This window comes from Polaromonas sp. (assembly GCF_029945925.1).
In the GTDB taxonomy this organism is placed as follows: Bacteria; Pseudomonadota; Gammaproteobacteria; order Burkholderiales; family Burkholderiaceae_C; genus Polaromonas.
In genome coordinates, this window is record NZ_JAQSDN010000035.1 from 78,635 (window position 1) to 103,564 (window position 24,930).

Here is a 24,930-nt window from a genome sequence, read left to right on the forward strand (position 1 = left end):
TATTAAGCGATCACGCCGCCAGCGGCTTCGATCACGGCCTTGGCACCTGCAGTCGCACCGATACCGTTGAGCTTGACAGCCTTGGTCAGCGCGCCCGACTTGATGACTTTGACGTTTTTTGCCAACTGGCCCACGAGGCCAGCTGTTTTGAGCGCCAACAGATCCACTTCGGCCAAGCCGAGCTGCTCAAGAGCAGTCAAGGTCACTTCCGCATTGAACTTGAGATTGTGCGACTTGAAGCCACGCTTGGGCAAGCGACGCTGCAAGGGCATCTGACCGCCTTCAAAGCCCACCTTGTGGTAGCCACCGGCACGGGATTTCTGGCCTTTATGACCACGACCGGCCGTTTTGCCGATACCCGAACCTATACCGCGACCGACGCGGCGTTTGGCATGTTTTGCGCCTGCGGCAGGCTTGATTCCGTTTAATTCCATCATAAACTCCGCTTACAGCACCTTGACCAGGTAGCTGATCTTGTTGATCATGCCGCGCACAGCGGGCGTGTCCTGCAGTTCGCTCTTGCTGTTGATACCGCGGAGACCCAGACCGCGCACCGTGGCGCGATGGGATTCCTTGGTGCCAATCGGGCTGCGAACCAGCGTCACCGTGAGTTTTTTCTCTGTCGTCATTGGGTATCGCCTTAGCCGAAGATTTCTTCGACGGATTTGCCACGCTTGGCTGCGATGTCCGAAGCCGTCGTGGAGTTGTTCAGGGCGTCCATCGTTGCACGCACCATGTTGTACGGATTGCTGGAGCCATGGCTTTTCGCGACGATATCAGTGATACCCATCACTTCAAACACAGCACGCATCGGGCCGCCGGCAATGATGCCGGTACCTTTGGCGGCGGGCATCATCATGACGCTGGCAGCACCCCAATGGCCAAACACGTTGTGGTGAAGCGTGCCGTTTTTCAGGGACACTTTCGTCATGTTGCGACGAGCTTCTTCCATGGCTTTTTGCACGGCCGCTGGCACTTCTTTCGACTTGCCCTTGCCCATGCCGACACGACCGTCGCCATCGCCAACCACGGTCAGGGCGGCAAATCCCAGAATCCGGCCGCCTTTGACAACTTTGGTCACGCGGTTGACCGCGATCATTTTTTCCTTCAGACCATCGTCTGGAGCGTCGTTTTGTTGTTTTGCTTGAAACTTAGCCATACTTAATTCCAGTCTGCTTAGAACTGCAAGCCAGCTTCGCGAGCTGCCTCGGCCAGCGCTTTGACGCGGCCGTGGTACGCAAAGCCAGCGCGGTCAAACGCTACTTTTTCCACACCTGCCGCTTTTGCCTTTTCGGCAATACGCTTGCCAATGGCCTGCGCAGCAGCAACGTTGGCACCCTTGCCCGAAGCGCCAAGGTCCTTGCGGACTTCGACTTCCGCGGTCGAGGCAGATGCCAGGATCTTGGTGCCGTCGCCAGAGATGACGCTGGCGTAAATATGCAAATTGGTGCGGTTCACCGTCAGACGGGCAACACCTTGCGTGGCAATGCGGATGCGGGTCTGGCGTGAACGACGAAGGCGCTGCTCTTTTTTGGTCAACATGGTGCAGCTCCTTATTTCTTCTTGGTTTCTTTGATCGTGATCTTCTCATCCGAATAACGGATGCCCTTGCCCTTGTAAGGCTCGGGAGGACGGACCGCACGAACTTCGGCAGCAATCTGGCCGACGCGCTGACGATCCGCACCCTTGATCACCACTTCGGTGGGCGTAGGTGTCGCGACCTGAATACCGGCCGGCATATCCATCACCACGGGGTGCGAATAACCTACCGTCAAATTCAGTTTGGCACCTTGCGCCTGGGCCTTGTAACCCACACCAACCAGGTTCAGCTTTTTCTCGAAGCCCTTGGTGACACCCGTCACCATGTTGTTGACCAGCTGACGCATGGTTCCACTCATGGCATTGGCTTCACGCGACTCGTTGGCCGGCACAAAAGTCAGCTGGCCGGCATCATTCTTGATGGTCACCAGGGCATTTTGCGTCAGCGCCAAGGCGCCGAGGGCACCCTTGACATTGATTTGGTCGTCTTTCATCGCCACGTCCACGCCCTCGGGCACGACGACTGGCATTTTTCCTACACGAGACATTTCAGTTACTCCTCAATGCCCGTTAGGCCACATAGCAAAGCACTTCACCACCGATACCGGTAGCGCGCGCTTTACGATCAGTCATGACACCCTGGGGAGTCGTGACAATGGCGACACCCAGGCCGTTCATGACCTGGGGGATGGCGCCGTGGCCTTTGTAGACGCGAAGGCCCGGGCGGCTGACGCGCTCAATGCGCTCAATCACCGGGCGTCCTGCGTAATACTTCAGGGCGATTTCCAACTGGGGCTTGCCATCGTTGGCATTGACGGAGAAGCCATCAATGTAGCCCTCATCCTTCAACACCTGCGCAATGGCGACTTTGACTTTTGAAGACGGCACCAGCACAACGGCTTTTTCAACCATTTGTGCATTGCGGATGCGTGTCAGCATGTCGGCAATAGGATCACTCATACTCATTTGCGGTTCTCCTATGCTTACCAGCTTGCCTTGGTGATACCAGGGATATCACCAGCAAAAGCCAACTCGCGGATCTTGGCGCGAGCCAAGCCAAATTGACGGAATGTGCCACGCGGGCGACCCGTGATCGCACAGCGATTGCGCTGGCGTGTCGGATTCGCATTGCGGGGCAACTTTTGCAACTCCAGACGGGCCAGTGCGCGCTCTTCATCGGAGCGCTTGGCGTCGTTGGACGTCGCTTTGAGTTCAGCGTGTTTCTTGGCGAACTTGGCAACGAGTTTGTCGCGCTTCAGTTCACGTTGCAATAAAGCCTGTTTTGCCATGCCCGCCTCAGTTCTTGAACGGAAAACGGAAGCCGGTGAGGAGCGCCTTGCACTCTTCGTCGGTCTTAGCCGTGGTGGTGATGCTGATGTTGAGACCACGCAAGGCGTCAACCTTGTCGTACTCAATCTCAGGGAAAATGATCTGCTCTTTCACGCCGATGTTGTAATTGCCGCGGCCATCAAAAGCCCGGCCGGAGATACCGCGAAAGTCGCGAACACGGGGCAGAGCCACCGTCACGAAACGATCAAGGAACTCATACATCTGGACGCCGCGCAGCGTGACCATGCAGCCAATCGGAAGGTCTTCGCGGATTTTGAAACCGGCGATAGCCTTCTTGGCCTTGGTCACCACCGGCTTCTGGCCAGCAATCTTGGTCATGTCACTGACGGCATGCTCCATGACCTTTTTGTCGGCCACAGCCTCACTCACACCCATGTTGAGGGTGATCTTGGTGATGCGGGGAACCTGCATCGGCGACTTGTAACCGAATTTTTCCATCAGCGCAGGCGCGATTTTTTCGCGGAACTGGGCCTGCAGGCGAGCCTGGGCAGGTGCAGCTTGTGTAGGTGCGGTCTTTGCCATGTTTATGCAGCCTTGATTTCTTCGCCGCTGGACTTGAATACGCGCACTTTTTTGCCGTCAGCCAACAACTTGATACCCACCCGATCCGCCTTGCCCGTTGCAGCATTGAAAATGGCCACATTGGACTGGTGAATCGGCATGCTTTTTTCAACGATGCCGCCGGTGGCCCCCTTGAGAGGGTTGGGCTTGGTGTGTTTTTTCACCAGGTTGATCCCGTCCACCAGCACATGGCTGTCGTCCTTGCGCAGCGAAATCGTGCCGCGCTTACCCTTGTCACGACCTGCGATCACAATGATCTCGTCGCCTTTGCGAATCTTGTTCATGGCGCGTCCTTACAGAACTTCAGGAGCCAGGGACACGATCTTCATGAACTTCTCGGTGCGCAACTCGCGCGTCACCGGTCCGAAGATGCGGGTGCCGATAGGCTCCAGCTTGGCGTTAAGCAACACAGCTGCGTTGCCATCGAATTTGACGAGTGAACCATCGCCGCGACGGATGCCCTTGGCAGTACGAACCACCACAGCACTGTAAACCTCGCCTTTTTTGACGCGGCCACGCGGAGCGGCTTCTTTGATACTCACCTTGATGACGTCACCGACGCTGGCATAGCGGCGCTTGGACCCGCCCAGCACCTTGATGCACATCACAGATTTGGCACCCGTGTTGTCAGCAACATCGAGTTTGGATTGCGTTTGAATCATTTAAATTAGTCCCAACTTGCACCAGCGCCTTTTCCCAGAGGGAAGACTTGCCAGTCAGTCTTGGGCCCGTCGTCCACATCGCAAACCACTTGCAATGCTTCCGTTAGGCAGAATTCTCAGCTTTTTACAGCGAAGCCCACGATTATTAACAAATTCCTTCCGGCTGTCAATACCCTTTGCTGCAAATTGTTCGCCAAGTACGCCATCCCATCAGGATCAACTGCAAAAACAGCGTCAACCCATTTGTGGACGGGCGCAGTCAGCTATCAAAAATGCAGCATTTCCGGCCGCCTCTTCTTCGCTGGGCGCAGTGATGGGAGAAAATCAGGCCGGCAACGTCAGGTACTGATCGGCCAGGGCCAGGAAATCAGCGAGCCGCGGGTCCACCCCGTTTTCCTGCTCCAACAACTCAGCCACACTCCCCGCGAGGGTCCTGGCAAGCGCGGCGTCCAGAAACAGGAGCCGGGAGCGGCGCGCCAGCACATCCTCCACCGTGCGGGCGTACTCGTGCCGCGCCGCAAAACGCACCATCGCGTCCGTCAGACCACCACCCAGCATCCTCTCCGCCCCCGGCAGGGCCTCGACGGCAGCCGCTTCACTCCCATACAAATGCAGCCCCGGCGCATCGCTGATCTTGTGGACGGATGGCTGGGCGCCCACCAACTGGAGGCTGGCCGTGACGCCGCCGGGGCGTTTTGCCAGCAATTCCGCATCAAAACAGCTGTCCAGCACGTCTTCCGCCATGGCGCGGTAGGTCGTCCACTTGCCGCCGGTCACAGTGACCAGGCCGCTTTTGCTGACCAGCACCGTGTGTTCACGCGACAGCGCCTGCGTGCTGTCGCCATCGTCTTGCGATGGTTTGACCAGCGGACGCAGCCCGACCCAGATGCTCTTGATATCGGCCGGGCCGGGTGCCCGGCTCAGGTAGCGCGCAGACTCACCGAGGATGAAGTCGACCTCTTCGCGAAAAGCCAGAGGTTCGCGCGCCAGGTCGTTGCGCGGCGTGTCGGTGGTTCCCAGGATGGTCTTACCCAGCCAGGGCACGGCAAACAGCACCCGCCCGTCCCCGGTTTTTGGAACCAGCAGGGCGTGGTCGGTGGGCAAAAACGAGCGATCCACGACGATGTGAACACCCTGGCTGGGTGCCACCATGGGTTTTGCCTCGCGGCCTATGGCCTGGCCGTCGAGCAGTCGCAGCTGATCGACCCAAACCCCAGCTGCATTCACAATACATTTGGCTCGCAGCGTAAGTGTCTGCCCACTTTCACGATCAGCCACGTGCAAGCCCACCAGCTTGCCCCCCTCATGGACGAGACCGGTCGCAGCACAATAATTGACCAGCAAGGCGCCGGCGCGCGCCGCGCTGCGCGCCAGCGCCAGTGCCAGCCGCGCATCGTCGAACTGGCCGTCCCAGTACTTGACCCCGCCCCTGAGTCCGCACTGGCGGGCCGTCGGCTGGAGCTGCAATGTTTCAGCGCGGTTGAGGAATTCGGTGGAGCCCAGGCCGGCCTTGCCGGCGAGCGCGTCATACATCTTGAGTCCGATGCCATAAAACGGAGCTTCCCAGAACTGGTAGGAAGGCATCACAAAAGGCAGGGGCTGCGCCAGATGCGGCGCATTGGCCAGCAGGCGCGTCCGTTCGTGCAGGGCTTCGCGAACCAGGGAAATGTTGCCCTGCGCCAGATAGCGAACCCCGCCATGAACCAGCTTGGTAGCGCGCGAGGAGGTTCCCTTGGCAAAGTCGTGCGATTCGACCACCACGACGGAAAATCCGCGTGCCGCGGCATCCAGCGCGACACCGAGTCCGGTGGCCCCGCCGCCGATGATCGCAATGTCGTAAGTGTGGGGTGCCTTGAGGCGTTCTATCAGGTCTGCGCGTCGCGTCGGCAACGGTGGGGAATCAAAAGTCATGGGCTCCATTGTCCATCTCCGCGGCAACCCCGGAACAGGTTGCGCCTTCCTGGCTTTCTTGTTGGCAAGCGCGCACGGACGCGGTGGTCCGTGCGCGGGCTTGCATCAGTCAAGCAACATGCGGGCCGGAGCCCGGGCGGTTGCGGTCAACGGACCTTGCCGTCTTTCCAGGCCTGCAGCAGCTTGTCGTAGTTGATGGTCTCGCCCCTGGGCTTTTCGTTGGCCAGCTTTTTCCATGGCGCGCCGGTGTCACTGAGGTACTTGGCCGGATCGCCTTTCGGGTTGAGCTTGGGAGCGCACCGGTCCATGCCCGCGCGCTCGAGGCGGGCCATGACCTGGTCCATCTCTTCGGCCAGCGTGTCCATCGCACCCTGGGGCGTTTTTTCACCGGTCACGGCCTGGGCCACGTTTTTCCACCAGAGCTGGGCCAGCTTCGGGTAGTCGGGCACGTTGGTACCCGTCGGCGTCCAGGCCACACGAGCCGGGCTGCGGTAGAACTCCACCAGGCCACCGAGCTTGGGCGCCATGTCGGTCATGGCCTTGGAGCGGATGTCCGATTCGCGGATCGGTGTCAGGCCAACGATGGTTTTCTTCAGCGAGGTGGTCTTCGCGGTCACGAACTGCGCGTACAGCCAGGCGGCCGCCGTGCGGTTTTCGTCATGGGCCGAGAAGAAGGTCCAGGAACCCACGTCCTGATAGCCGTTTTGCATGCCCTGTTTCCAGTAAGGTCCGTTGGGGCCGGGCGCCATGCGCCACTTGGGCGTGCCGTCGGCATTGACCACCGGCAAGCCCTTCTTGGTCATGTCGGCCGTGAAGGCGGTGTACCAGAAGATCTGCTGGGCAATCTGCCCCTGCGCCGGCACCGGGCCGGCCTCGCCGAAAGTCATGCCGGTGGCTTCCTTGGGTGCGTATTTCTTCATCCAGTCCACATACTTGGTCAGTGCGTAAACGGCGGCGGGCGAGTTGGTCGCACCACCGCGGGAGACGGATGCACCGACCGGAGTGCACTTGTCAGCCGCCACGCGGATGCCCCATTCATCGACCGGCATGCCGTTGGGGATACCCTTGTCGGCCGTACCGGCCATCGACAACCAGGCGTCGGTGAAGCGCCAGCCCAGCGATGGGTCCTTCTTGCCATAGTCCATGTGACCGTAGATCGGTTTGCCGTCGATGGTCTTGACGTCTTCGCTGAAGAAGGCGGCGATGTCCTCGTAGGCGCTCCAGTTCAGGGGCACACCCAGCTCGTAGCCGTATTTGGCCTTGAACCTGTCCTGCAGGTCCTTGCGCGCAAACAGGTCGGCGCGGAACCAGTACAGGTTGGCGAACTGCTGGTCGGGCAACTGGTACAGCTTGCCGTCCGGTGCTGTGGTGAAACTGGTGCCGATGAAATCCTTGATGTCCAGGCCGGGGTTGGTCCATTCCTTGCCCTTGCCCGCCATGTAGTCGGTCAGGTTCATGACCTTGCCGTAGCGGTAATGGGTGCCGATCAGGTCCGAGTCCGAAATCCAGCCGTCGTAAATCGACTTGCCCGACTGCATCGACGTCTGCAGCTTCTCGACCACGTCGCCTTCCTGAATCAGGTCGTGTTTGACCTTGATGCCGGTGATCTCCTCGAAGGCCCTGGCCAGGGTTTTGGACTCATATTCGTGGGTGGTGATGGTTTCCGACACCACGGAAATTTCCTTCACCCCCTTGGCCTGCAGCTTTTTCGCCGCTTCGATGAACCATTTCATCTCGGCCATCTGCTGGTCCTTGCTCAGCGTTGACGGCTGGAATTCGCTGTCTATCCATTTTTTTGCCTCGGCATCGCCGGCGCTGGCGTTCTGCATGACCGCCAGGGCGGCTGCGAGTGCCAGTGCTGTGTAGCGCATCTTCATGACTTGTCTCCTTGATTGATGACCTCCCCCAGTGTTTCCACGACTCGACCGGCTCCGGGGAAGCAATGAGCCGAATCCGTACCCTCAGCTAACCCTTGCGCATGACAAGCGCAAGCCATCCCATGGAAATGACAAAACTGAACCAGATCGACGGGTCGGCCTGCAGGCCCAGTGCGGCACCCAGCTTTCCACTGAGGCCCACAAAGATCAGGTTGATATAGGCAGCGCCCAGCAGGCCAATGAACAGCCGGTCACCGCGTGTGGTATCCAGCGGCAGAAAGCCGCGGCGCACGGTGGTGGGGGATTTGATTTCCCAGATCGTCATGCCGACGAGCATCAACACAATGCAGCTGAAAAAGACCGCCACGGGCAAGGTCCACGCCATCCACTCAAACATCTGTCTTCTCCCTGTGCATGGGCCGCAACCACCGGTTGTGCGCGTAAGAGGGGTGGCGTGCCAAGGCCGCCGCGGAACCGGCTTTGCCGGGCCGCTGGTGGCGCCCCCTTGAGGGGGAGGTGCCGAAGGCACTTCGGGGGTGTTTCATACTCATACCCGGCCCATCGCAAAACCCTTGGCGATGTAGTGCCGTACGAACCAGATCACGATGGCGCCGGGCACGATGGTCAACACGCCTGCAGCGGCGAGCGTCGCCCAGTCCATGCCTGAAGCCGAAACCGTGCGCGTCATCGTGGCCACGATAGGCTTGGCGTTGACGCTGGTCAGGGTGCGGGCCAGCAACAGTTCGACCCAGCTGAACATGAAGCAGAAGAAAGCCGCCACACCCACGCCGGCCTTGATCAGGGGCAAAAAGATGCGGATGAAAAAACGCGGGAACGAATAGCCGTCGATATACGCCGTCTCGTCGATCTCGCGCGGAATGCCGCTCATGAAGCCTTCCAGAATCCAGACCGCCAGCGGCACGTTGAACAGCAGGTGCGCCAGCGCCACCGCGATGTGGGTGTCCATCAGGCCGACCGTGGTGTAGAGCTGGAAGAAGGGCAGCAAAAACACGGCAGGCGGCGTCATGCGGTTGGTCAGCAGCCAGAAGAAAACGTGTTTGTCGCCGATGAAGCTGTAGCGGGAAAACGCATAGGCGGCCGGCAGGGCCACGGTGATGGAGATCACCGTGTTGATGGCGACGTAAATCAGGCTGTTGATGTAGCCCGAATACCAGGACGGGTCGGTGAAGATGGTCTTGTAGTTGTCCCAGGTGAAGTGCTGGGGAAAGAAGGAAAAGCTCGACAGGATCTCGGAGTTCGTCTTGAAGCTCATGTTGACCATCCAGTAGATGGGCAGCAGGGCAAACAGGATGTAGGCCAGGAGAAACAGCGTGCGCGCCTGAAAACGTGGCTTATTCATGGCCGGGCTCCCGGGTCTGCGTGCCCACCCGCTGCATCCAGTTGTAGAGGATGAAACACAGCAACAGGATGATCAGGAAATAAATGAGCGAGAAGGCCGCCGCCGGCCCCAGGTCGAACTGCCCCACGGCCTTTTGCGTGAGGTACTGCGACAGGAACGTGGTCGCGTTGCCGGGCCCCCCGCCGGTCAGGACAAAGGGCTCGGTGTAAATCATGAAGCTGTCCATGAAACGCAGCAACACGGCGATCATCAGCACGCCGCGCATCTTGGGCAGCTGGATGTAGCGGAACACCGCGAACTTGCTGGCCCCGTCGATGCGCGCAGCCTGGTAGTAGGCGTCGGGAATGGAACGCAGGCCGGCATAACAGAGCAGCGCCACCAGCGGCGTCCAGTGCCAGATGTCCATGACCAGCACGGTGATCCAGGCATGCAGCGCATTGCCCGTGTAGCTGTAGTCAAAGCCCATTTTCTGCAGCGCCATGCCGAGCAGGCCGATATCGGCGCGGCCGTAGATCTGCCAGATCGTGCCTACCACGTTCCACGGGATCAGCAGCGACAGCGCCACCAGCACCAGCACAGCCGACGCCTTCCAGCCCTGCGCGGGCATGGACAGCGCCAGCGCGATGCCCAGGGGAATTTCGACGGCCAGCACGGCAAACGAAAAAGTCAGCTGGCGCCAGAGCGCCGCATGCAGGTCCTCGTCACGCATGACGGCTGCAAACCATTCGGTGCCGACAAACACGCGCCGCTCGGGCGAGATGATGTCCTGCACCGAATAGTTGACCACCGTCATCAGGGGAAGAATCGCCGAGAAAGCGACGCAGATAATGACCGGCAGCACCAGCAGCCAGGCCTTCTGGTTCACGGGTTTGGTGGTGGTACTCATGGAGCCCCCACGTTTGCCGCCAAGGCGGCTGCACGGCCCCCCGAGGGGGCCTTCGCTTGCTTGAAGCGGTTCTGCGCTGCACTCATGCAACAAGCTCCTCGTTGGCATAAAAACAGGTGTGCGGTCCCAGCACCTGCAACCAGACGGTTTCGCCCGCCCGCGGCAGCGCCGTCTCCGGATGAAGGCGCGCCTTGACGGTACTGGCACCCACCAGCGCCGTCAGCATCATGTGGGTGCCGATGTCCTGTGCGCGTTTCATTGTGGCGGGCAGGGCGCCGGTGGCGCCCGCGCTGGCCAGGCCCACATATTCGGGGCGCACGCCGAGTTTGTAGTCGCCGGCAGGCAGTTCGCGGCCCACCGGCAACGCCAGTGTGTGGCCGGCGATCTCGAACTTGTCGCCCACGACCCGTGCCGGCAGGAAATTCATGCCGGGCGAACCAATGAAATGGCCGACAAAGGTGTGCTGCGGCCGCTCGAACAGCGCGTCGGCCGACCCGACCTGCACCGCCCGCCCGCGCGTCATGACGATGACCTGGTCGGCAAAGGTCAGCGCCTCGACCTGGTCGTGCGTGACATAGATCAGCGTGAGCTTGAGTTCATGGTGGATCTGCTTGAGCTTGCGGCGCAGCTGCCACTTCAGGTGCGGGTCGATGACGGTCAGCGGCTCGTCAAAAAGAACGGCCGAGACATCCGGCCGCACCAGGCCGCGGCCCAGGGAGATCTTCTGCTTCGCATCGGCGGCCAGCCCGGCCGCGCGCTGGTTCAACTGCCCGCTCATCTCCAGCATTTCGGCAATTTCGCCGACCCGCTTTTTGACCTGGTCTTCCGGCATTTTCCGGTTGCGCAGCGGGAAGGCGAGGTTTTCGGCCACGGTCATGGTGTCGTAGATGACCGGGAACTGGAACACCTGCGCAATGTTGCGCTCCTGCGGCGTGGCATGTGTCATGTCCCGCCCATCGAATTTCACTGTGCCCTGGGATGGCGCCAGCAGGCCCGAGATCAGGTTGAGCATGGTGGTCTTGCCGCAGCCCGAGGGGCCCAGCAAGGCATAGGCACCGCCGTCCTCGAAAGTCATCTGCAGCGGCAGCAGCGCATAGTCGGCATCCTCGCGCGGCACAGCCAGGTAGGAGTGTGCGAGGTCCAGGTCGATACGTGCCATGTCAGTCCCCTCCCCGGCGCCGGGGGGCGACCAGCAGCGCGCCATCCGCATCGAAGACATAGGCTTCTGACGGATTCGCGTGCAAGTCCACCGCCGCACCGAGCGCGAAATAGTGCACACCGGTAAGCTGCGCAACGAGCTCTCCGACGGCTGTGCTCACATGCACAAAGGTGTCGGAGCCGGAGATTTCAGCCAGCTCCACCTTTCCCGCAAGGGTGATGTCGCCCTCGCGCGAGGTTTCCCGGATTGCGCTGGCGCGCAGGCCGACGGTCAGCCCACGCGAAGCGCCGGCCGGCAGGGCAATCGCCAGCGCCGGCCCGCCGGCCAGCAGCGCCCCGTCCGCACTGGCCGTGGCGGCCATCAGGTTCATCGGCGGGTCGCTGAAGGCGCGCGCCACCCGCAGCGATGTCGGCGCATGAAACACCTCGGCTGTCGGCCCGTATTGCAACAGCTCACCGCCGTCCAGTACCGCGGTGTAGCCGCCCAGCAGCAAGGCTTCGCCGGGTTCCGTTGTCGCATAAATCACCGTCGAATCGCCGGCGGCAAACAGCTGCGTCAATTCTTCGCGCAGTTCCTCGCGCAACTTGTAGTCGAGGTTGACCAGCGGTTCGTCCAGAAGCATCAAGGGTGCGCCCTTGGCCAGCGCGCGCGCCAGCGCCACGCGCTGCTGCTGGCCCCCGGACAGCTCGGCCGGGTAACGTTCCAGGAACATCTCGATATGCAGGCGCTGGGCAATTTCGCGCACGCGTTGGGCAATGTTCTTTTCGCCGCGCAGCTTGAGCGGCGAGGCAATGTTGTCGGCGACCTTGAGCGAGGGGTAGTTGATGAATTGCTGGTAGACCATGGCGACGTTGCGCTCGCGCACCGGCATGCCCGTCACGCGGACGCCGTCCACCCGGATGTCGCCTGCGCTGGGCACGTCCAGCCCGGCCATGATGCGCATCAGGCTGGTCTTGCCCGCCTGCGTCGCACCGAGCAGCACCGTGACCTCGCCGGTACGCGGCACCAGGCTCATCTCGTGCAGCCAGGTTTCAGGGCCGACTTTTTTGCTGATGCGGTCAAGCACAAGCTGCATCACATGCCTTTCGGGGCGGCGACACGCGCAGGAGTCGGGGAAAAAATTACATGCACTTGCACGATCCGTTTGTCTATGTTCGTATTCTTTCTATTTTTCTTCCTTTTTGATTGTTTTGCATACATGTTTTCCCTTATTCTTTTCTTTTTGGTTCGATATAAAGTCGCATGACTTCTCGGACAAAATGGCGCGTGAACTCCAATCCCAGGCAACTCAAACTTCTCGACGTGGTCCGCGCGCACGGCTCCGTCACCGTTGAACAACTCGCCGAGACCCTGGCGGTCACGCTGCAGACCGTGCGCCGTGACGTGCAGCGTCTGGCCGAAGCCGGGCTGCTGACGCGGTTTCACGGTGGCGTGCGGGTTCCAGGCTCGACCATTGAAAACCTCGCGCACCGCCAGCGCGAGAGCCTCAACGCCGACGGCAAGGCGCGGATTGCGCTGGCCGTCGCCAAGGAAGTGCCCGACAACTGCTCGCTGATCCTCAACATCGGCACGACCACCGAAGCCATTGCCAGGGCGCTGATGCATCACAAGGGGCTGCGCGTCATCACCAACAACCTCAACGTCGCGGCCATCCTGAGCAGCAACCCCAATTGCGAGGTGATCGTGACCGGCGGCGTGGTGCGCGCGCGCGACCGCGGCATCGTGGGCGAGGCGGCCGTCGACTTCATCCGCCAGTTCCGGGTGGACATCGCACTGATCGGCATTTCGGGCATCGAGGCCGACGGCTCCCTGCGCGACTTCGACTACCGCGAGGTCAAGGTCGCGCAAATCATCATTGGCCATGCCCGCGAAGTCTGGCTCGCCGCCGACAGCAGCAAGTTCAACCGGCCCGCCATGGTCGAACTCGCCACGCTGTCACAAATCGACCGGCTGTTCACCGACCAGCCCCCGCCCGAGCCCTTTCCGGCGCTGCTGGCTGAAGCCGGGGTAAGCTGCGTCGTGGCCCTCCCCTGAGTCCCCTTCACCCCAAGCGACGCCCATGACCTACCTGCTTGCCCTGGACCAGGGCACCTCCAGTTCCCGCAGCATCGTGTTTGACGAAAACGGCCACATCGTGGCCCTGGCGCAGCAGGAACTGCCGCAGATCTACCCGCGGCCGGGCTGGGTCGAACATGACCCCATGGAGATCTGGCGCACCCAACTCGGCACGGCACGCGAGGCTCTGGCCAAGGCCGGACTCAAGGCTACTGACATCCGCGCGCTGGGCATCACCAACCAGCGCGAAACCACCGTGGTCTGGAACCGCAAGACGGGCCAGCCCATCCACCACGCCATCGTCTGGCAGGACAGGCGCGCCGAAGCCACCTGCGCGCAGTTGCGCGAGGACGGCAAGGCCGACCTGATCCAGGCCAAGACCGGCCTGCTGGTCGACGCCTACTTTTCCGGCACCAAACTCAAATGGCTGCTCTACAACGTGCCGCAGGCCCGGCAACAGGCGGCGCGCGGCGAACTCGCTTTCGGCACTATCGACAGCTGGCTGATGTGGCAACTCACCGGCGGCGCGCTGCATGCCACCGACGTGACCAATGCCTCGCGCACCATGCTGTTCAACGTGCACACCAATGCCTGGGATGCCGACCTGCTGGCGCTGCTGGACATTCCGGAGAGCCTGATGCCGCGGGTGTTGCCGTCGAGCACGCACTACGGCAACGTGCTGCCGGACCTGCTGGGCGGCGCCATTCCGATTGGCGGCGTGGCGGGCGACCAGCAAAGCGCGTTGTTCGGCCAGGCCTGCTTCCGGGAAGGCATGGCCAAAAACACCTACGGCACCGGCTGTTTCATGCTGGTGCACACCGGCCACAAATTCCAGACTTCGCACAACGGCCTGCTCACCACCAGCGCGGCGCAGGTCACGCAGCAAACCGAATACGCCTTTGAAGGCAGCGTGTTTGTAGGCGGCGCCGTGGTGCAGTGGCTGCGCGACGGCCTGCACGCGATCCAGGGCAGCGGCGAGGTGCAGGCGCTGGCGCAAAGCGTTCCCGATTCCGGCGGCGTCATGATGGTGCCGGCCTTCACCGGCCTGGGCGCCCCCTATTGGAAACCCGACGCACGCGGCACCATCACCGGCCTGAGCCGCGGCACCACCGTGGCCCACATCGCGCGGGCCGCGCTGGAAAGCATTGCCTACCAGAGCGCCGCCCTGTTGCAGGCCATGAGCCGCGATGCGGTGGCGGCCGGGGCCGCACCGGTGGCCGAACTCCGGGTGGACGGCGGCGCCTGCATCAATGACCTGCTGATGCAATTCCAGGCTGACCTGCTGGGCATTCCGGTCGTTCGGCCGGCCGTGACCGAAACCACGGCGCTGGGCGCGGCCTATCTGGCCGGGCTGTCCAGCGGTGTTTATGCCAGCACCGCTGAACTCTCGGCCATGTGGCGCGCAGAACGTACCTTTTTGCCCACCTTGAGCGCCGACCGCGCTGTCGGCCTGATGGCACAGTGGGAACACGCGGTGCGGCAGACCGTGGCCATGTAAACCAAGGCCTGCGGACGCCCGCGCCCTGTCACAAATCGTGCGGCTGGGAAAGCTAGACTCGCCTCATGCCCTGCCCACCCCCGCCCGCCACAGCCGCGTTTGAACTGACACGGCGCAGGATGCTCGGTTACGGCGCTGCCGCTGCGCTGGGTCTGGCGGGCTTGACGCGCGCCAAGCCGACTCTGGCATCGTCGGCGTCACCCCGCCTGCGACTGATCGGCGAAGCCCGTCTGCCGCACCGGCTCCAGTTTCAGGGCACCACCGTCGGCGGCTTGTCGGGTGTGGACTACGACGAGGCCAGCGGCCTCTACTACCTGCTCAGTGATGATGGCTCGAACATCAACCCGGCGCGGTTTTACACGGCACGCCTGTCACTGGAAACAGACCGGTTGGGCGAGCCCGCCCTGACGGGCGTGACCAGCCTGCGCCAGGCCGATGGCAGCACCTACCCGGCGGCGTTGCGAGGCATCCAGGTTCCCGACCCGGAGGCGATTCGCTGGCGCCCGGCCAGCCAGACCCTGCTGTGGACCAGCGAGGGGCACGCCCTGACAGGCGCTGCACCCGCGCTGCGCGAAAGCCGCACCGACGGCACGCTGGTGCGCGAATTGGCCCTGCCGGCCATGTTCGACTTTCAGCTCACCCAAGGGTCGCGTATCAATCTCGCGCTGGAAGGCCTGGCCCTGAGCCCGGACGGCCGCCAGGCCTGGATCGCCATGGAAGGCGCGCTGCGCCAGGACGGCCCCCTGCCCACCGTGCAGGCGCCGGGCGGGCCGTGCCGCTTCACCCAGCTGGACCTGGTCAATGGAAAAATCCTGCGCCAGATCGCCTACATCCCCGATGCGATTCCACGCGCACCTGTCCCGCCGGCCACGCATGCCGACAACGGCGTCACCGAGATCCTGATGCTGGACGCCGACCGCATGCTGGTGCTGGAGCGGGCCTACATGGCGGGGCACGATGCCGTCTCAGGCAATTCGCTGCGTCTTTATTTAATCGACCTGCGCGAGGGGACCGACACGCTGAATATCCCGGCGCTGCGGCCCGGTGCTTACCAGCCGGTCGCCAAGAGGCTGCTCGCCGATTTTTCGGCGTTCACCGGGGAAGGTCCCGGACCCCGGCTACAGCGTCTCGACAATACCGAAGGCATGTGCTGGGGCCCACGGCTTCCCAGCGGCAACCGCAGCCTGCACTTCGTTAGCGACGACAATTTCAATTCGCGGCAAATCACGCAATGGCTGGCTTTTGAATTTTTTGACTGAACCTTCATGACTTCACCCCTTTCCCCAGACAGCAGCGCCATCGCCTTCATAGGCGGCGGCAACATGGCCAGCGCCATCATTGGCGGCCTGCTCAAACAAGGCACGCCTGCCGGCCGGATCCAGATCGTCGAACCCTGGGCCGAGCAGCGCGCGAAACTTCAGGCGCAGTTCGGCATTGCCGCCGAGGCGGAGCCCGGCGCGGCGCTGGCATCCGCCGCTCTGGTGGTCTGGGCCGTCAAGCCCCAGACCTTCAGGGAAGCCGCCCTGCAGGCCGGCCCGCACACCGGCCAGGCCCTGCACCTGAGCGTGGCGGCCGGCATCCGCTCGGACAGCATGGCCTCCTGGCTGGCGACCGAACGCATCGTGCGCGCCATGCCCAACACGCCGGCCCTCGTTGGCCAGGGCATGACCGCCCTCTTCGCCCGTCCTGCCGTCAGCGCCGCCGAGCGTCAGGCGGTCGAACGCGTGATCCAGACCACCGGCGAGCACCTGTGGCTGGCGCAGGAAGAGCAGCTGGATGCCGTGACCGCCCTGTCCGGTTCCGGCCCGGCCTATGTGTTTTATTTCATCGAAGCCATGGTGCAGGCCGGCACCGAGATGGGGCTGAGCCGCGAGCAGGCGCACCAGCTGGCGGTGCAGACTTTTGTCGGCGCCTCCGCATTGGCCAAAGCGTCCAGCGAGCCACCGGAGACCCTGCGTGAACGCGTGACCTCCAAAGGGGGAACCACCTACGCGGCCCTCACGTCTCTGGAACGGGATGGCGTCCGGCTACAGTTCATGCGCGCCATGCACGCCGCCCGGCAACGCGCCGCGGAACTCGGTGACGAGTTTGGAGCGGCCTGAGTTTTTTAACGAAATCAGGCCCTGGCCCTTACTGCACGGGGGCCAACAGCTACTTTTTTAATAGCAAATCACCGGCAGGCGCTTACACGCCAGCCAGCGCATACGACAGCGCAATGCCGGCGAACACCGTGAACCCCAGCCAGTGGTTCAGGCGAAAAGCCCTGAAACAGTCGTCGCGCTCGCGCCGGCGGATCAGCCAGCCATGCCACAGCGCCTGCCCCAGCGCGACCGCGATTGCTATGAAATAAATAGCTGGTTGCGCAATATCCATCAGGGCCCAGACCCAAATTGACAGATAAATCAGGTAACTCGCCAAAACCGCCGCCACGTCGAAACGGCCCAGCGTGATCGCCGAGGTTTTCATGCCGATCTTGAGGTCGTCGTCGCGGTCCACCATGGCGTATTCGGTGTCATAGGCAATCACCCAGAACAGGTTGCCCAGCAGCAGCAGCCAGGCCAGCGCCGGCACGCGCGACTGCACCGCGGCAAACGCCATGGGAATGCCGAAGCTGAAGGCCACGCCCAGCACCGCCTGCGGCATGGACACATAACGCTTGGCATAGGGGTAGACCACGGCCACCGCCAGCGCGGCAAACGACCAGGCGATGGTGGCGGTGTTGGTGGTCAGCACCAGGCCAAACGCCAGCAGGGCGAGCACGGCCCCGAGGATCAGGGCCTCCCTGACGGACACCGCGCCGCGCGTTACCGGGCGCTGCGCCGTGCGTTTGACATGCCGGTCAAACTCGCGGTCGGCGACGTCGTTGAGGCAGCAGCCGGCACTGCGCATCAGGATGGTGCCCAGCGTGAACACCGTCAGCAGGTGCCAGCCGGGGAAACCGTGCGACGCGACCCACAGCGCCGACAAGGTGGGCCACAGCAGCAGCAGCCAGCCCGCCGGGCGGTCCCATCGGATCAGCTGCAGGTAGAGGGCGAGTTTGTTTTTCAAGCCCTCAATTCTGGCACCACTGTCCCCCTTGGACGCCAAGTCCTAGTCTTCAAGGAGCGAACGCAGCATCCACGCCGTCTGCTCGTGCACCGTCAGGCGCTGCGTCAGCAGGTCGGCCGTCGGCTGGTCGCCGGCCTTGTCGGCCACCGGGAACAGTTCCCTGGCCGTGCGCGCCACCGCCTCATGGCCCTTCACCAGAATGCGCACCATCTCCAGCGCCTTGGGCGGAGTCGTGGGCGCATCCGGCACCGAGGCCAGCTTGCTGAACTGCGCATAGGAACCGGGCGCCGGATGGCCCAGCGAGCGAATGCGTTCGGCCACCGGATCCACCGCCGCCCACAGCTCGGTGTATTGCGTCATGAACATGGCATGCAGGGTGTTGAACATCGGCCCCGTCACGTTCCAGTGGAAGTTGTGCGTGGTCAGGTACAGCGTGTAGGTGTCCGCCAGCAAACGGCTCAGGCCCTGGGCGATCGCGGCCCGGTCTTTTTCGCCGATGCCGATGTTGATGGGCGGTGCGCCAGTGCGGCCGGCAGAAGCCTTGGGAGATGTTTTGGCCATGGTGTGTCCTTGAGTGAAAGAGTCCGGACTTCACTCTAGACAATCGGCAAGCCCAAGGCAACAGTCAAACTGTATCGCCTTGATAGGCATCATGAAATGTCCGCTGGCGCCGCTCAGGACAGGCGCGTCACACCCGGCAGTTCGCAGGCGTAAATCGCGTTGCGCAAGGCGGCGATGGCTTCATAACGGGTGAAACTGCGGCGCCAGGCCAGCACCACACGCCGCGTCGGCACATGGCCCTCAAACGGCAGGTAGCGGATGTAGGAGGGCAACTCCGGCACTTCCCTGCTTTTGGCTTTTGAAACGGCTTTGGCAGGCAGCAGGGCCTCCTTGGGCACGCTCAGCCGCGGCACCAGCGTCACACCCATGCCGGCCGCCACCATGTGTTTGATGGTCTCCAGCGACGAGCCTTCAAAACTCTTGCGTATGCCCTCGGCGTTGCTCGAAAACCGGGCGAACTCGGGGCACACCTCGAGCACGTGGTCGCGAAAGCAGTGGCCGGTACCCAGCAACAGCATGGTCTCTTTTTTCAGCTCTTCGGCGGTGATGTTGCTGCGCGCGGCCAGCGGGTGGTTGCTCGGCACGGCCGCCATGAAGGGTTCGTCGTACAGCGGCGCAATCGCCAGGTTGGTGTCGGGAAAAGGCTCGGCCAGGATGGCGCAGTCGATCTCGCCGGTGCGCAGCTCTTCCAGCAGTTTGACGGTGAAGTTTTCCTGCAGCATCAAGGGCATCTGCGGCGTGAGCGCAATCGCCTGACGCACCAGGTCGGGCAGCAGGTAGGGGCCGATGGTGTAGATCACCCCCAGGCGCAAGGCGCCGGCCAGCGGGTCCTTGCCGCGCTTGGCAATCTCGCGGATGCTATCGGCCTGCTCCAGCACGCTCTGCGCCTGGCGCACGATCTCTTCGCCCAGCGGTGTCACCGTGATTTCGTTGGCGTTGCGCTCGAACAGCTTGACCTGCAGCTCTTCCTCAAGCTTCTTGATCGCGACGCTCAAGGTCGGCTGCGACACATGGCAGGCCTCGGCGCCTTTGCCGAAGTGCTTTTCGCGGGCGACCGCCACGATGTATTTGAGTTCTGTCAGCGTCATAGGGTGATTGTGCGGCTTTTTGCTCCCGGGAAGCGCGCAACCGAGTTTGGGTTGAGCGCAGCGCGACCCTCTTCAAGCCACGATGGATTCCAGCCCCTTTTTGTCAATGAGCTGAAGCAGTTTGGCCGCTGCGCCACTGGGGTGCTTGCCAGAACTGGGTGACTCCCACTTTTGAACGGCTGAAACGCTCACGTTCAAGATGGACGCCAGCACCGACTGGCTGACCTTTGCCCTTCCCACGCGAATGGCCGTGACTTTTTCGGCGGTGTATTCGGGTGGGCTCTGGCAGATGAGTTTCATTTTGGCCATGTCTTGTTTCGAGATAAGTTCGTGCCCCTTCAGGGCCTGCGCCATCTCCATCATCTCGTCCAGAACGCGGTTCTTTTCAGTTGATTTTTTAGTTGCCACTACAAATCTCCTTCAGGATTTCAGCCGCAAGCAGTTCATCAATTTTTTGAGCGTCTGCAGCCTGCAATCCAGACGCAATGATTTTCGTAGCCTCCACTTCCTTGTCCGAAAAATCAGACCCCGGCTGGCTCTTCTCACGCCCGGCCAGAAAGGAAATAGCGTCCTTGTGCTTCTTGGCCACCAGGGTACGGGTCGATCCACTTTTGCCCCGTTCGGGCACCGCCACGCGCTTCTTGCAAACCCCACCACCCAAATCCGCTTCAAACAATCCCTGCTCTATTTCGCTGGCGGCCTGGCAGAGCAGTAGATCACTCACCACCTTACGCGCCCAGCGGTCAAATGTCTTGGTTTTGAAGACACGTTTCATTGACAAATTCTAATCGTCTATAGCACCTGGTGCAATAGCCATAACGAGTAGGCGTCTGAATCACGCAGACAGAGGTGATGGGGTAGCCTGCTTGCCGTCTACGGGCGACGCAAGAGGAGGTTAGTCGGCCGCACGGCCGAGACCCGATGGGTCAAGCTGCCGAAACCGCCACTCAAGCCTTCAAAAACTCCGCCTTCCCCCCCAGCCACCGCAAGATATGCCGATGCGCCAGCTCGGGGTAGTTGTACAGCATCACCGGCGCCAAGGCACGCGCCCAGGCCAGCAACTCGGTATCCGTCGCCAAGTCGGCAAAGCGCAACAGCGGCGCCCCTGATTGCCGCGCACCCAGAAACTCCCCCGGGCCGCGAATCTCGAGGTCGCGCCGGGCGATCTCGAAGCCGTCCTGCGTTTCCACCATGGCCTTGAGGCGGGCGCGGGCAGTTTCGCCCAGGCGCGGCGCGTCGCCGGTGGAATAGAGCAGCACACAGGCCGAGGCGGCCGCGCCGCGCCCGACCCTGCCGCGCAGTTGGTGCAGCTGGCTCAGGCCAAAACGTTCGGCGTGTTCAATCACCATCAGCGAGGCATTGGGCACATCGACGCCGACCTCGATCACCGTGGTACTGACCAGCACGCCGAGCTGGCCGCTGGTGAACAGCGCCATGACCGCCTTCTTCTCCGCCACCGGCATGCGCGAATGCAGCAGGCCGACCTGGGTGCCGGGCAAGGCAGCGCTCAGCGCTTCGTGCGTCTGCGTGGCGTTGATCAGGTCCACCGATTCACTTTCCTCGATCAAGGGGCAGACCCAGTAGACCTGACGGCCTTCGGCGAGCTGGCTGCGTATGCGTTCCACCACCTCGTCGCGCCTGGCCTCGCTGACGACCTTGGTGACGATGGGCGTGCGACCCGGCGGCAGTTCGTCGATGGTGGAGACGTCGAGGTCGGCGTAATAACTCATGGCCAGGGTGCGCGGGATCGGTGTGGCCGTCATCATCAGCAGGTGAGGCTCTTCTCCGCCGGGCTGTGCACCGACCTGTGAGGTCGGGGTCATCTTGCTTCTCAGGGCCAGCCGCTGGGCCACGCCAAAACGGTGCTGCTCATCGATGATGGCCAGCGCCAGGTTCTTGAAAACCACCTTGTCCTGGATCACCGCGTGGGTGCCCACCACCAGGCCGGCCGCGCCGCTTTCGATCACGGCCAGGGCTTCGCGCCGCTCTTTGGCCTTCTGGCTACCGGTGAGCCAGGCGGTCTGGATGCCCAGCGGTTCGAGCCAACCGATCAGCTTGCGAAAGTGCTGCTCGGCCAGGATTTCGGTGGGCGCCATCAGTGCGCACTGCCAGCCGGCGTCCATGCAGCGCGCCGCGGCCAGCGCCGCCACCACGGTTTTGCCGGAGCCCACGTCACCCTGCAGCAGGCGGTGCATGGGGGCATTCCTTGTCAGGTCGGCCGCGATCTCGGTGCCGACGCGCTGCTGCGCGGCCGTCAGTCGAAACGGCAGGCGCTCCAGCAACTGCTCCTGCAGCGTGCACTGGGGGCCGTGCACAGGCGACCGCAACGGCGGCGCCCGCATGGCGGCGCGTACGCGACGCGCCTGCAACTGCGACAGCTGCTGGGCCAGCAACTCCTCGGCCTTCAGGCGCTGCCAGGCCGGGTGGCTGCGGTCTTCCAGGGTGGCCAGCATCACGTCCGGCGTCGGGTGGTGCAAAAACTGTAGCGCCTCGCGCAGGCTGGACAAGGGCTGAGGCAGGTTTTTACTTAAAAATTCGGCGGGAAGGGTTTCTGCCAGGTCAGCCCGTGCCAGCCCGCCGAGCACGGCCTTGCGCAGATAGGCCTGCGGCAAACCGGCGACCGTGGGGTACACCGGCGTCAGGGCGGTCGCGAGTTCGCCGCCGGCGGCGCGAAAGCTCGGATGCACCATTTCGCGGCCCACAAAACCGCCGCGGATCTCGCCGCGCACCCGCACACGCGCGCCCACACTCAGGGTTTTCTGGTGCGAAGGATAAAAATTGATGAAGCGCAGCACGCAGGTGTCGCTACCGTCATCCACCGTCACGCGCAGCTGCCGGCGCGGGCGGAAGGTGATTTCGCTGTGGGTGACCTGCGCCTCGACCTGCACCATGTCACCATCGCGTGCGTCGGCCAGCCGGGTGATGCGGGTTTCGTCCTCGTAACGCAGCGGCAGGTGCAGTGCCAGGTCGATGTCACGGCGCAGGCCCAGCTTTTCAAGGGCTTTCTGCGGCTGGGACTTGGGCGTTACCGCCGCGCCGGCGCCTGCCGCAGCCGGCAGCGCCTTGGGCGAAGAAGCAGCGGGGGCAGACCGGGTGGGCATGGGACAATTGTGCCTTCATGAAGACGATATTCAGCCTCAGTGATTTTGATTTCACGCTCCCCGACGAACTGATCGCCCAGCACCCGGCCGCCGAACGCAGCGCCTCGCGGCTGCTGGACGGTCGGGGCGACGCCCCTGTGGACCGGCGTTTTACCGAGCTGCCGGACCTGCTGCAGCCCGGCGACCTGCTGGTGCTCAACGACACCCAGGTCGTCAAGGCACGGCTGTTCGGGCAGAAAAGCAGCGGCGGCCGGCTGGAACTGCTGATCGAGCGGGTGCTCTCGCCCACGCCGGAGGCCGGCCATGAGGTGGCCGCCCACATGAAGGTCAGCAAGAAGCCGCTGCCGGGCGCAGTGCTGCAGATGGACGGTGGCTTCACCGCCACGCTGCTGGGCCGCTGGCCCAACGAGGACGGACCGTTGTACCGCTTCGCCCTGAGCAGCGATCCGTATGCGCTGATGGCCAGCCACGGCCATGTGCCGCTGCCGCCCTACATCACCCACACCGACTCGGCGGTGGACGAGCAGCGCTACCAGACGGTGTTCGCCAAAAACCCGGGCGCGGTCGCCGCACCGACAGCCGCACTGCATTTCGACGAAGCGGTGCTGGCGCAACTCGAAGCACGTGGCATCCAGCGCGCCACCGTCACGCTGCATGTGGGCGCCGGTACCTTCCAGCCGGTCAAGACCGAGAACATCGCGGACCACACCATGCACTTCGAACGCTTTGACGTGCCGGAGTCAACCCTGCAGGCGATCGCCGCCTGCAAGGCGCGCGGCGGGCGCGTGGTCGCCGTCGGCACCACCAGCGTGCGCGCCCTCGAGTCGGCAGCCGCATTCGGCCCCGCTTGCCGCGACACCAACATCTTCATCACGCCCGGCTTCGAGTTCCAGGTGGTGGACCTGCTGCTGACCAATTTTCACCTGCCCAAAAGCACACTGATGATGCTGGTCAGCGCCTTTGCCGGCTACGAACACATCATGGCGCTGTACCGCCACGCGATCACCCAGCGTTACCGCTTTTTCAGCTACGGCGACGCCATGCTGCTGCAACGACGCCCCTGAGACAATCACCCCATGCTGAAATTTGAAGTCCTGACCACCGACGCGGCCACCACCGGCCCCGAGGGTGCCTACCTGGGCTCCTTCGCCCGCCGCGGCACGCTCACCCTGAACCACGGCGTGGTGCAGACCCCCATCTTCATGCCGGTCGGCACCTATGGCACGGTCAAGGGCGTGATGCCGCAGTCGCTGCACGAGATGGGCGCGCAGATCATCCTGGGCAACACCTTTCACCTGTGGATGCGTCCGGGGCTGGACGTGTTGCGCCAGTTCGGCGGCCTGCACAAGTTCGAGAACTGGCACAAACCCATCCTGACCGACAGCGGCGGCTTCCAGGTCTGGTCGCTCGGCGAGATGCGCAAGATCTCGGAGGAAGGCGTGAAGTTCGCCTCGCCGGTCAACGGCGACAAGCTGTTCCTGACGCCCGAGATCTCGATGCAGATCCAGACCGTGCTCAACAGCGACATCGTGATGCAGTTCGACGAATGCACGCCTTACGACACCAAGGGCCACATCACGACCGAGGACGAGGCGCGCTTTTCGATGGAGCTGAGCCGGCGCTGGGCCCAGCGCTGCGAGGATGAGTTTGCCCGGCTGGAGAACCCCAACGCGCTGTTCGGCATCGTGCAGGGCGGCATGTTTGAAAACCTGCGCCAGGAGTCGCTCGATGCGCTGGTCGAGATGGACTTTCCCGGTTACGCCGTCGGCGGCGTCAGTGTCGGCGAGCCCAAGGAGGAAATGCAGCGCATCATGGCGCACACGCCGCACCGCCTGCCCGCCCACAAGCCGCGTTACCTGATGGGTGTGGGCACGCCGGAAGACCTGGTCGAAGGGGTGGGCGCGGGCGTCGACATGTTCGACTGCGTGATGCCCACGCGCAATGCGCGCAACGGCCACATGTTCACGCGATTCGGCGACCTGAAGATACGCAACGCCCGCTACAAGACCGAAGAGGCGCCGGTGGACAGCACCTGCAGCTGCTACACCTGCAGGAATTTCAGCCGTGCCTACATGCACCACCTGGACCGCTGCGGCGAAATGCTGGGCCCCATGCTCAGCAGCATCCACAACCTGCACTACTACCTGAACCTGATGCAGGAAGTGCGCGACGCGCTCGACGCCGGGCGCTTCGGCGCCTTTGTGCAGCAATTCAGGCAGGACCGGCAACGCGGCGTTTAGCCAATAGCTGCAACATCACCACAAGGAAACCGTC

At 62.8% G+C, this 24,930-nt stretch carries 29 protein-coding genes; 6 read left to right on the top strand and 23 right to left on the bottom strand.

What is annotated here, in order from left to right; genetic code table 11:
- Nucleotides 1-2: 2 nt before the first annotated feature.
- The 17 genes from rplO to PSV40_RS09380 all read right to left on the bottom strand — a co-directional run bounded on the left by rplO (nt 3) and on the right by PSV40_RS09380 (nt 12,380).
- A complete protein-coding gene (rplO, locus tag PSV40_RS09300) occupies nt 3-434 on the bottom strand; it encodes a 50S ribosomal protein L15 (RefSeq protein ID WP_096698173.1) in 432 nt (143 codons plus the stop codon).
- A gap of 12 nt (nt 435-446) precedes the next feature.
- On the bottom strand, nt 447-629 hold the full coding sequence (gene rpmD, locus PSV40_RS09305; protein WP_077592479.1) for a 50S ribosomal protein L30: 183 nt from the start codon (nt 627-629) through the stop codon (nt 447-449).
- Between the two features lie 11 nt (nt 630-640).
- Nucleotides 641-1,159: a 30S ribosomal protein S5 gene (gene rpsE / locus PSV40_RS09310; RefSeq protein WP_096669190.1), complete on the bottom strand. Its 519-nt coding sequence runs from the start codon at nt 1,157-1,159 to the stop codon at nt 641-643.
- Between the two features lie 17 nt (nt 1,160-1,176).
- Nucleotides 1,177-1,542, bottom strand: coding sequence for a 50S ribosomal protein L18 (gene rplR, locus PSV40_RS09315; RefSeq protein WP_077592481.1), 366 nt, complete (start codon nt 1,540-1,542; stop codon nt 1,177-1,179).
- A gap of 11 nt (nt 1,543-1,553) precedes the next feature.
- Complete coding sequence (gene rplF / locus PSV40_RS09320; RefSeq protein WP_300536795.1) at nt 1,554-2,087, bottom strand: 50S ribosomal protein L6; 534 nt, start codon at nt 2,085-2,087, stop codon at nt 1,554-1,556.
- 22 nt (nt 2,088-2,109) lie between these two features.
- Nucleotides 2,110-2,505 (bottom strand): 30S ribosomal protein S8, encoded by a 396-nt coding sequence (gene rpsH / locus PSV40_RS09325; protein WP_300517205.1) that lies wholly within the window; start codon nt 2,503-2,505, stop codon nt 2,110-2,112.
- 17 nt (nt 2,506-2,522) lie between these two features.
- Complete coding sequence (gene rpsN / locus PSV40_RS09330; protein WP_077592484.1) at nt 2,523-2,828, bottom strand: 30S ribosomal protein S14; 306 nt, start codon at nt 2,826-2,828, stop codon at nt 2,523-2,525.
- A 7-nt stretch (nt 2,829-2,835) separates the two neighbouring features.
- A complete protein-coding gene (gene rplE / locus PSV40_RS09335; protein WP_096669196.1) occupies nt 2,836-3,411 on the bottom strand; it encodes a 50S ribosomal protein L5 in 576 nt (191 codons plus the stop codon).
- Nucleotides 3,412-3,413: 2 nt separating this feature from the next.
- Nucleotides 3,414-3,734, bottom strand: coding sequence for a 50S ribosomal protein L24 (rplX, locus tag PSV40_RS09340; RefSeq protein WP_300517198.1), 321 nt, complete (start codon nt 3,732-3,734; stop codon nt 3,414-3,416).
- 9 nt (nt 3,735-3,743) lie between these two features.
- The gene (rplN, locus tag PSV40_RS09345; protein WP_007869247.1) at nt 3,744-4,112 is read right to left on the bottom strand and encodes a 50S ribosomal protein L14; all 369 of its coding nucleotides are present in this window, start codon (nt 4,110-4,112) and stop codon (nt 3,744-3,746) included.
- Between the two features lie 324 nt (nt 4,113-4,436).
- Nucleotides 4,437-6,023 carry a glycerol-3-phosphate dehydrogenase/oxidase gene (locus PSV40_RS09350; RefSeq protein WP_300536797.1) on the bottom strand — a complete coding sequence of 529 codons (1,587 nt, stop codon included), beginning with the start codon at nt 6,021-6,023 and terminating at the stop codon, nt 4,437-4,439.
- A 146-nt stretch (nt 6,024-6,169) separates the two neighbouring features.
- The gene (locus PSV40_RS09355; RefSeq protein ID WP_300536799.1) at nt 6,170-7,900 is read right to left on the bottom strand and encodes an ABC transporter substrate-binding protein; all 1,731 of its coding nucleotides are present in this window, start codon (nt 7,898-7,900) and stop codon (nt 6,170-6,172) included.
- A gap of 88 nt (nt 7,901-7,988) precedes the next feature.
- Nucleotides 7,989-8,297 carry a DUF2160 domain-containing protein gene (locus tag PSV40_RS09360; protein ID WP_300536800.1) on the bottom strand — a complete coding sequence of 103 codons (309 nt, stop codon included), beginning with the start codon at nt 8,295-8,297 and terminating at the stop codon, nt 7,989-7,991.
- 150 nt (nt 8,298-8,447) lie between these two features.
- Nucleotides 8,448-9,260: a carbohydrate ABC transporter permease gene (locus PSV40_RS09365; RefSeq protein ID WP_300536802.1), complete on the bottom strand. Its 813-nt coding sequence runs from the start codon at nt 9,258-9,260 to the stop codon at nt 8,448-8,450.
- Entirely contained in the window at nt 9,253-10,146 is an 894-nt protein-coding gene (locus PSV40_RS09370) for a sugar ABC transporter permease (protein WP_300536803.1), read from the bottom strand. Before PSV40_RS09370 ends, PSV40_RS09365 begins: the two co-directional genes overlap by 8 nt.
- Nucleotides 10,147-10,228: 82 nt before the next feature.
- Nucleotides 10,229-11,305: an ABC transporter ATP-binding protein gene (locus tag PSV40_RS09375; protein WP_300536804.1), complete on the bottom strand. Its 1,077-nt coding sequence runs from the start codon at nt 11,303-11,305 to the stop codon at nt 10,229-10,231.
- A 1-nt stretch (nt 11,306) separates the two neighbouring features.
- A complete protein-coding gene (locus PSV40_RS09380; RefSeq protein ID WP_300536805.1) occupies nt 11,307-12,380 on the bottom strand; it encodes an ABC transporter ATP-binding protein in 1,074 nt (357 codons plus the stop codon).
- 191 nt (nt 12,381-12,571) lie between these two features.
- Between PSV40_RS09380 and PSV40_RS09385 the strand changes: the two genes are divergently transcribed.
- The 4 genes from PSV40_RS09385 to proC all read left to right on the top strand — a co-directional run bounded on the left by PSV40_RS09385 (nt 12,572) and on the right by proC (nt 16,960).
- Nucleotides 12,572-13,339, top strand: a complete 768-nt coding sequence (locus PSV40_RS09385; RefSeq protein WP_300536806.1) for a DeoR/GlpR family DNA-binding transcription regulator — start codon at nt 12,572-12,574, stop codon at nt 13,337-13,339.
- Between the two features lie 25 nt (nt 13,340-13,364).
- The gene (gene glpK / locus PSV40_RS09390; RefSeq protein WP_300536807.1) at nt 13,365-14,858 is read left to right on the top strand and encodes a glycerol kinase GlpK; all 1,494 of its coding nucleotides are present in this window, start codon (nt 13,365-13,367) and stop codon (nt 14,856-14,858) included.
- Nucleotides 14,859-14,923: 65 nt separating this feature from the next.
- Nucleotides 14,924-16,117 carry an esterase-like activity of phytase family protein gene (locus PSV40_RS09395; RefSeq protein ID WP_300536808.1) on the top strand — a complete coding sequence of 398 codons (1,194 nt, stop codon included), beginning with the start codon at nt 14,924-14,926 and terminating at the stop codon, nt 16,115-16,117.
- A 6-nt stretch (nt 16,118-16,123) separates the two neighbouring features.
- Entirely contained in the window at nt 16,124-16,960 is an 837-nt protein-coding gene (proC, locus tag PSV40_RS09400; protein ID WP_300536809.1) for a pyrroline-5-carboxylate reductase, read from the top strand.
- Between the two features lie 82 nt (nt 16,961-17,042).
- On the opposite strand, the gene ubiA is transcribed toward proC, so the two are convergent.
- From ubiA to recG, 6 genes are all read right to left on the bottom strand, one after another.
- Nucleotides 17,043-17,906, bottom strand: coding sequence for a 4-hydroxybenzoate octaprenyltransferase (ubiA, locus tag PSV40_RS09405; RefSeq protein WP_300536810.1), 864 nt, complete (start codon nt 17,904-17,906; stop codon nt 17,043-17,045).
- Between the two features lie 42 nt (nt 17,907-17,948).
- Nucleotides 17,949-18,467 (bottom strand): Dps family protein, encoded by a 519-nt coding sequence (locus PSV40_RS09410; protein ID WP_300536811.1) that lies wholly within the window; start codon nt 18,465-18,467, stop codon nt 17,949-17,951.
- Between the two features lie 113 nt (nt 18,468-18,580).
- Nucleotides 18,581-19,555, bottom strand: a complete 975-nt coding sequence (locus PSV40_RS09415; RefSeq protein ID WP_300536812.1) for a LysR substrate-binding domain-containing protein — start codon at nt 19,553-19,555, stop codon at nt 18,581-18,583.
- A 72-nt stretch (nt 19,556-19,627) separates the two neighbouring features.
- Complete coding sequence (locus tag PSV40_RS09420) at nt 19,628-19,963, bottom strand: transcriptional regulator (RefSeq protein WP_300536814.1); 336 nt, start codon at nt 19,961-19,963, stop codon at nt 19,628-19,630.
- Nucleotides 19,953-20,330: a type II toxin-antitoxin system RelE/ParE family toxin gene (locus tag PSV40_RS09425; protein ID WP_300536816.1), complete on the bottom strand. Its 378-nt coding sequence runs from the start codon at nt 20,328-20,330 to the stop codon at nt 19,953-19,955. Before PSV40_RS09425 ends, PSV40_RS09420 begins: the two co-directional genes overlap by 11 nt.
- A 172-nt stretch (nt 20,331-20,502) precedes the next feature.
- Nucleotides 20,503-22,656 carry an ATP-dependent DNA helicase RecG gene (gene recG, locus PSV40_RS09430; RefSeq protein ID WP_300536817.1) on the bottom strand — a complete coding sequence of 718 codons (2,154 nt, stop codon included), beginning with the start codon at nt 22,654-22,656 and terminating at the stop codon, nt 20,503-20,505.
- Between the two features lie 17 nt (nt 22,657-22,673).
- On the opposite strand from recG, the gene queA reads away from it, so the two are divergent.
- Both queA and tgt read left to right on the top strand, forming a co-directional pair.
- The gene (gene queA, locus PSV40_RS09435) at nt 22,674-23,720 is read left to right on the top strand and encodes a tRNA preQ1(34) S-adenosylmethionine ribosyltransferase-isomerase QueA (RefSeq protein WP_300536819.1); all 1,047 of its coding nucleotides are present in this window, start codon (nt 22,674-22,676) and stop codon (nt 23,718-23,720) included.
- Between the two features lie 12 nt (nt 23,721-23,732).
- Nucleotides 23,733-24,896, top strand: a complete 1,164-nt coding sequence (gene tgt, locus PSV40_RS09440; protein WP_300536821.1) for a tRNA guanosine(34) transglycosylase Tgt — start codon at nt 23,733-23,735, stop codon at nt 24,894-24,896.
- Nucleotides 24,897-24,930: the final 34 nt, after the last annotated feature.

What these genes read in the sequence shown, in the direction of transcription:
- rplF (WP_300536795.1), bottom strand. Translation starts at nt 2,087, where the DNA reads ATGTCTCGTGTAGGAAAAATGCCAGTCGTCGTGCCCGAGGGCGTGGAC.
- rplO (WP_096698173.1), bottom strand. Translation starts at nt 434, where the DNA reads ATGGAATTAAACGGAATCAAGCCTGCCGCAGGCGCAAAACATGCCAAA.
- PSV40_RS09370 (WP_300536803.1), bottom strand. Translation starts at nt 10,146, where the DNA reads ATGAGTACCACCACCAAACCCGTGAACCAGAAGGCCTGGCTGCTGGTG.
- PSV40_RS09375 (WP_300536804.1), bottom strand. Translation starts at nt 11,305, where the DNA reads ATGGCACGTATCGACCTGGACCTCGCACACTCCTACCTGGCTGTGCCG.
- PSV40_RS09425 (WP_300536816.1), bottom strand. Translation starts at nt 20,330, where the DNA reads ATGAAACGTGTCTTCAAAACCAAGACATTTGACCGCTGGGCGCGTAAG.
- PSV40_RS09365 (WP_300536802.1), bottom strand. Translation starts at nt 9,260, where the DNA reads ATGAATAAGCCACGTTTTCAGGCGCGCACGCTGTTTCTCCTGGCCTAC.
- rplN (WP_007869247.1), bottom strand. Translation starts at nt 4,112, where the DNA reads ATGATTCAAACGCAATCCAAACTCGATGTTGCTGACAACACGGGTGCC.
- rpsE (WP_096669190.1), bottom strand. Translation starts at nt 1,159, where the DNA reads ATGGCTAAGTTTCAAGCAAAACAACAAAACGACGCTCCAGACGATGGT.
- PSV40_RS09380 (WP_300536805.1), bottom strand. Translation starts at nt 12,380, where the DNA reads ATGCAGCTTGTGCTTGACCGCATCAGCAAAAAAGTCGGCCCTGAAACC.
- proC (WP_300536809.1), top strand. Translation starts at nt 16,124, where the DNA reads ATGACTTCACCCCTTTCCCCAGACAGCAGCGCCATCGCCTTCATAGGC.
- PSV40_RS09355 (WP_300536799.1), bottom strand. Translation starts at nt 7,900, where the DNA reads ATGAAGATGCGCTACACAGCACTGGCACTCGCAGCCGCCCTGGCGGTC.
- rpsH (WP_300517205.1), bottom strand. Translation starts at nt 2,505, where the DNA reads ATGAGTATGAGTGATCCTATTGCCGACATGCTGACACGCATCCGCAAT.
- glpK (WP_300536807.1), top strand. Translation starts at nt 13,365, where the DNA reads ATGACCTACCTGCTTGCCCTGGACCAGGGCACCTCCAGTTCCCGCAGC.
- PSV40_RS09360 (WP_300536800.1), bottom strand. Translation starts at nt 8,297, where the DNA reads ATGTTTGAGTGGATGGCGTGGACCTTGCCCGTGGCGGTCTTTTTCAGC.
- rplR (WP_077592481.1), bottom strand. Translation starts at nt 1,542, where the DNA reads ATGTTGACCAAAAAAGAGCAGCGCCTTCGTCGTTCACGCCAGACCCGC.
- PSV40_RS09350 (WP_300536797.1), bottom strand. Translation starts at nt 6,023, where the DNA reads ATGACTTTTGATTCCCCACCGTTGCCGACGCGACGCGCAGACCTGATA.
- PSV40_RS09410 (WP_300536811.1), bottom strand. Translation starts at nt 18,467, where the DNA reads ATGGCCAAAACATCTCCCAAGGCTTCTGCCGGCCGCACTGGCGCACCG.
- rplX (WP_300517198.1), bottom strand. Translation starts at nt 3,734, where the DNA reads ATGAACAAGATTCGCAAAGGCGACGAGATCATTGTGATCGCAGGTCGT.
- rplE (WP_096669196.1), bottom strand. Translation starts at nt 3,411, where the DNA reads ATGGCAAAGACCGCACCTACACAAGCTGCACCTGCCCAGGCTCGCCTG.
- tgt (WP_300536821.1), top strand. Translation starts at nt 23,733, where the DNA reads ATGCTGAAATTTGAAGTCCTGACCACCGACGCGGCCACCACCGGCCCC.
- recG (WP_300536817.1), bottom strand. Translation starts at nt 22,656, where the DNA reads ATGCCCACCCGGTCTGCCCCCGCTGCTTCTTCGCCCAAGGCGCTGCCG.
- queA (WP_300536819.1), top strand. Translation starts at nt 22,674, where the DNA reads ATGAAGACGATATTCAGCCTCAGTGATTTTGATTTCACGCTCCCCGAC.
- PSV40_RS09415 (WP_300536812.1), bottom strand. Translation starts at nt 19,555, where the DNA reads ATGACGCTGACAGAACTCAAATACATCGTGGCGGTCGCCCGCGAAAAG.
- rpsN (WP_077592484.1), bottom strand. Translation starts at nt 2,828, where the DNA reads ATGGCAAAACAGGCTTTATTGCAACGTGAACTGAAGCGCGACAAACTC.
- PSV40_RS09395 (WP_300536808.1), top strand. Translation starts at nt 14,924, where the DNA reads ATGCCCTGCCCACCCCCGCCCGCCACAGCCGCGTTTGAACTGACACGG.
- rpmD (WP_077592479.1), bottom strand. Translation starts at nt 629, where the DNA reads ATGACGACAGAGAAAAAACTCACGGTGACGCTGGTTCGCAGCCCGATT.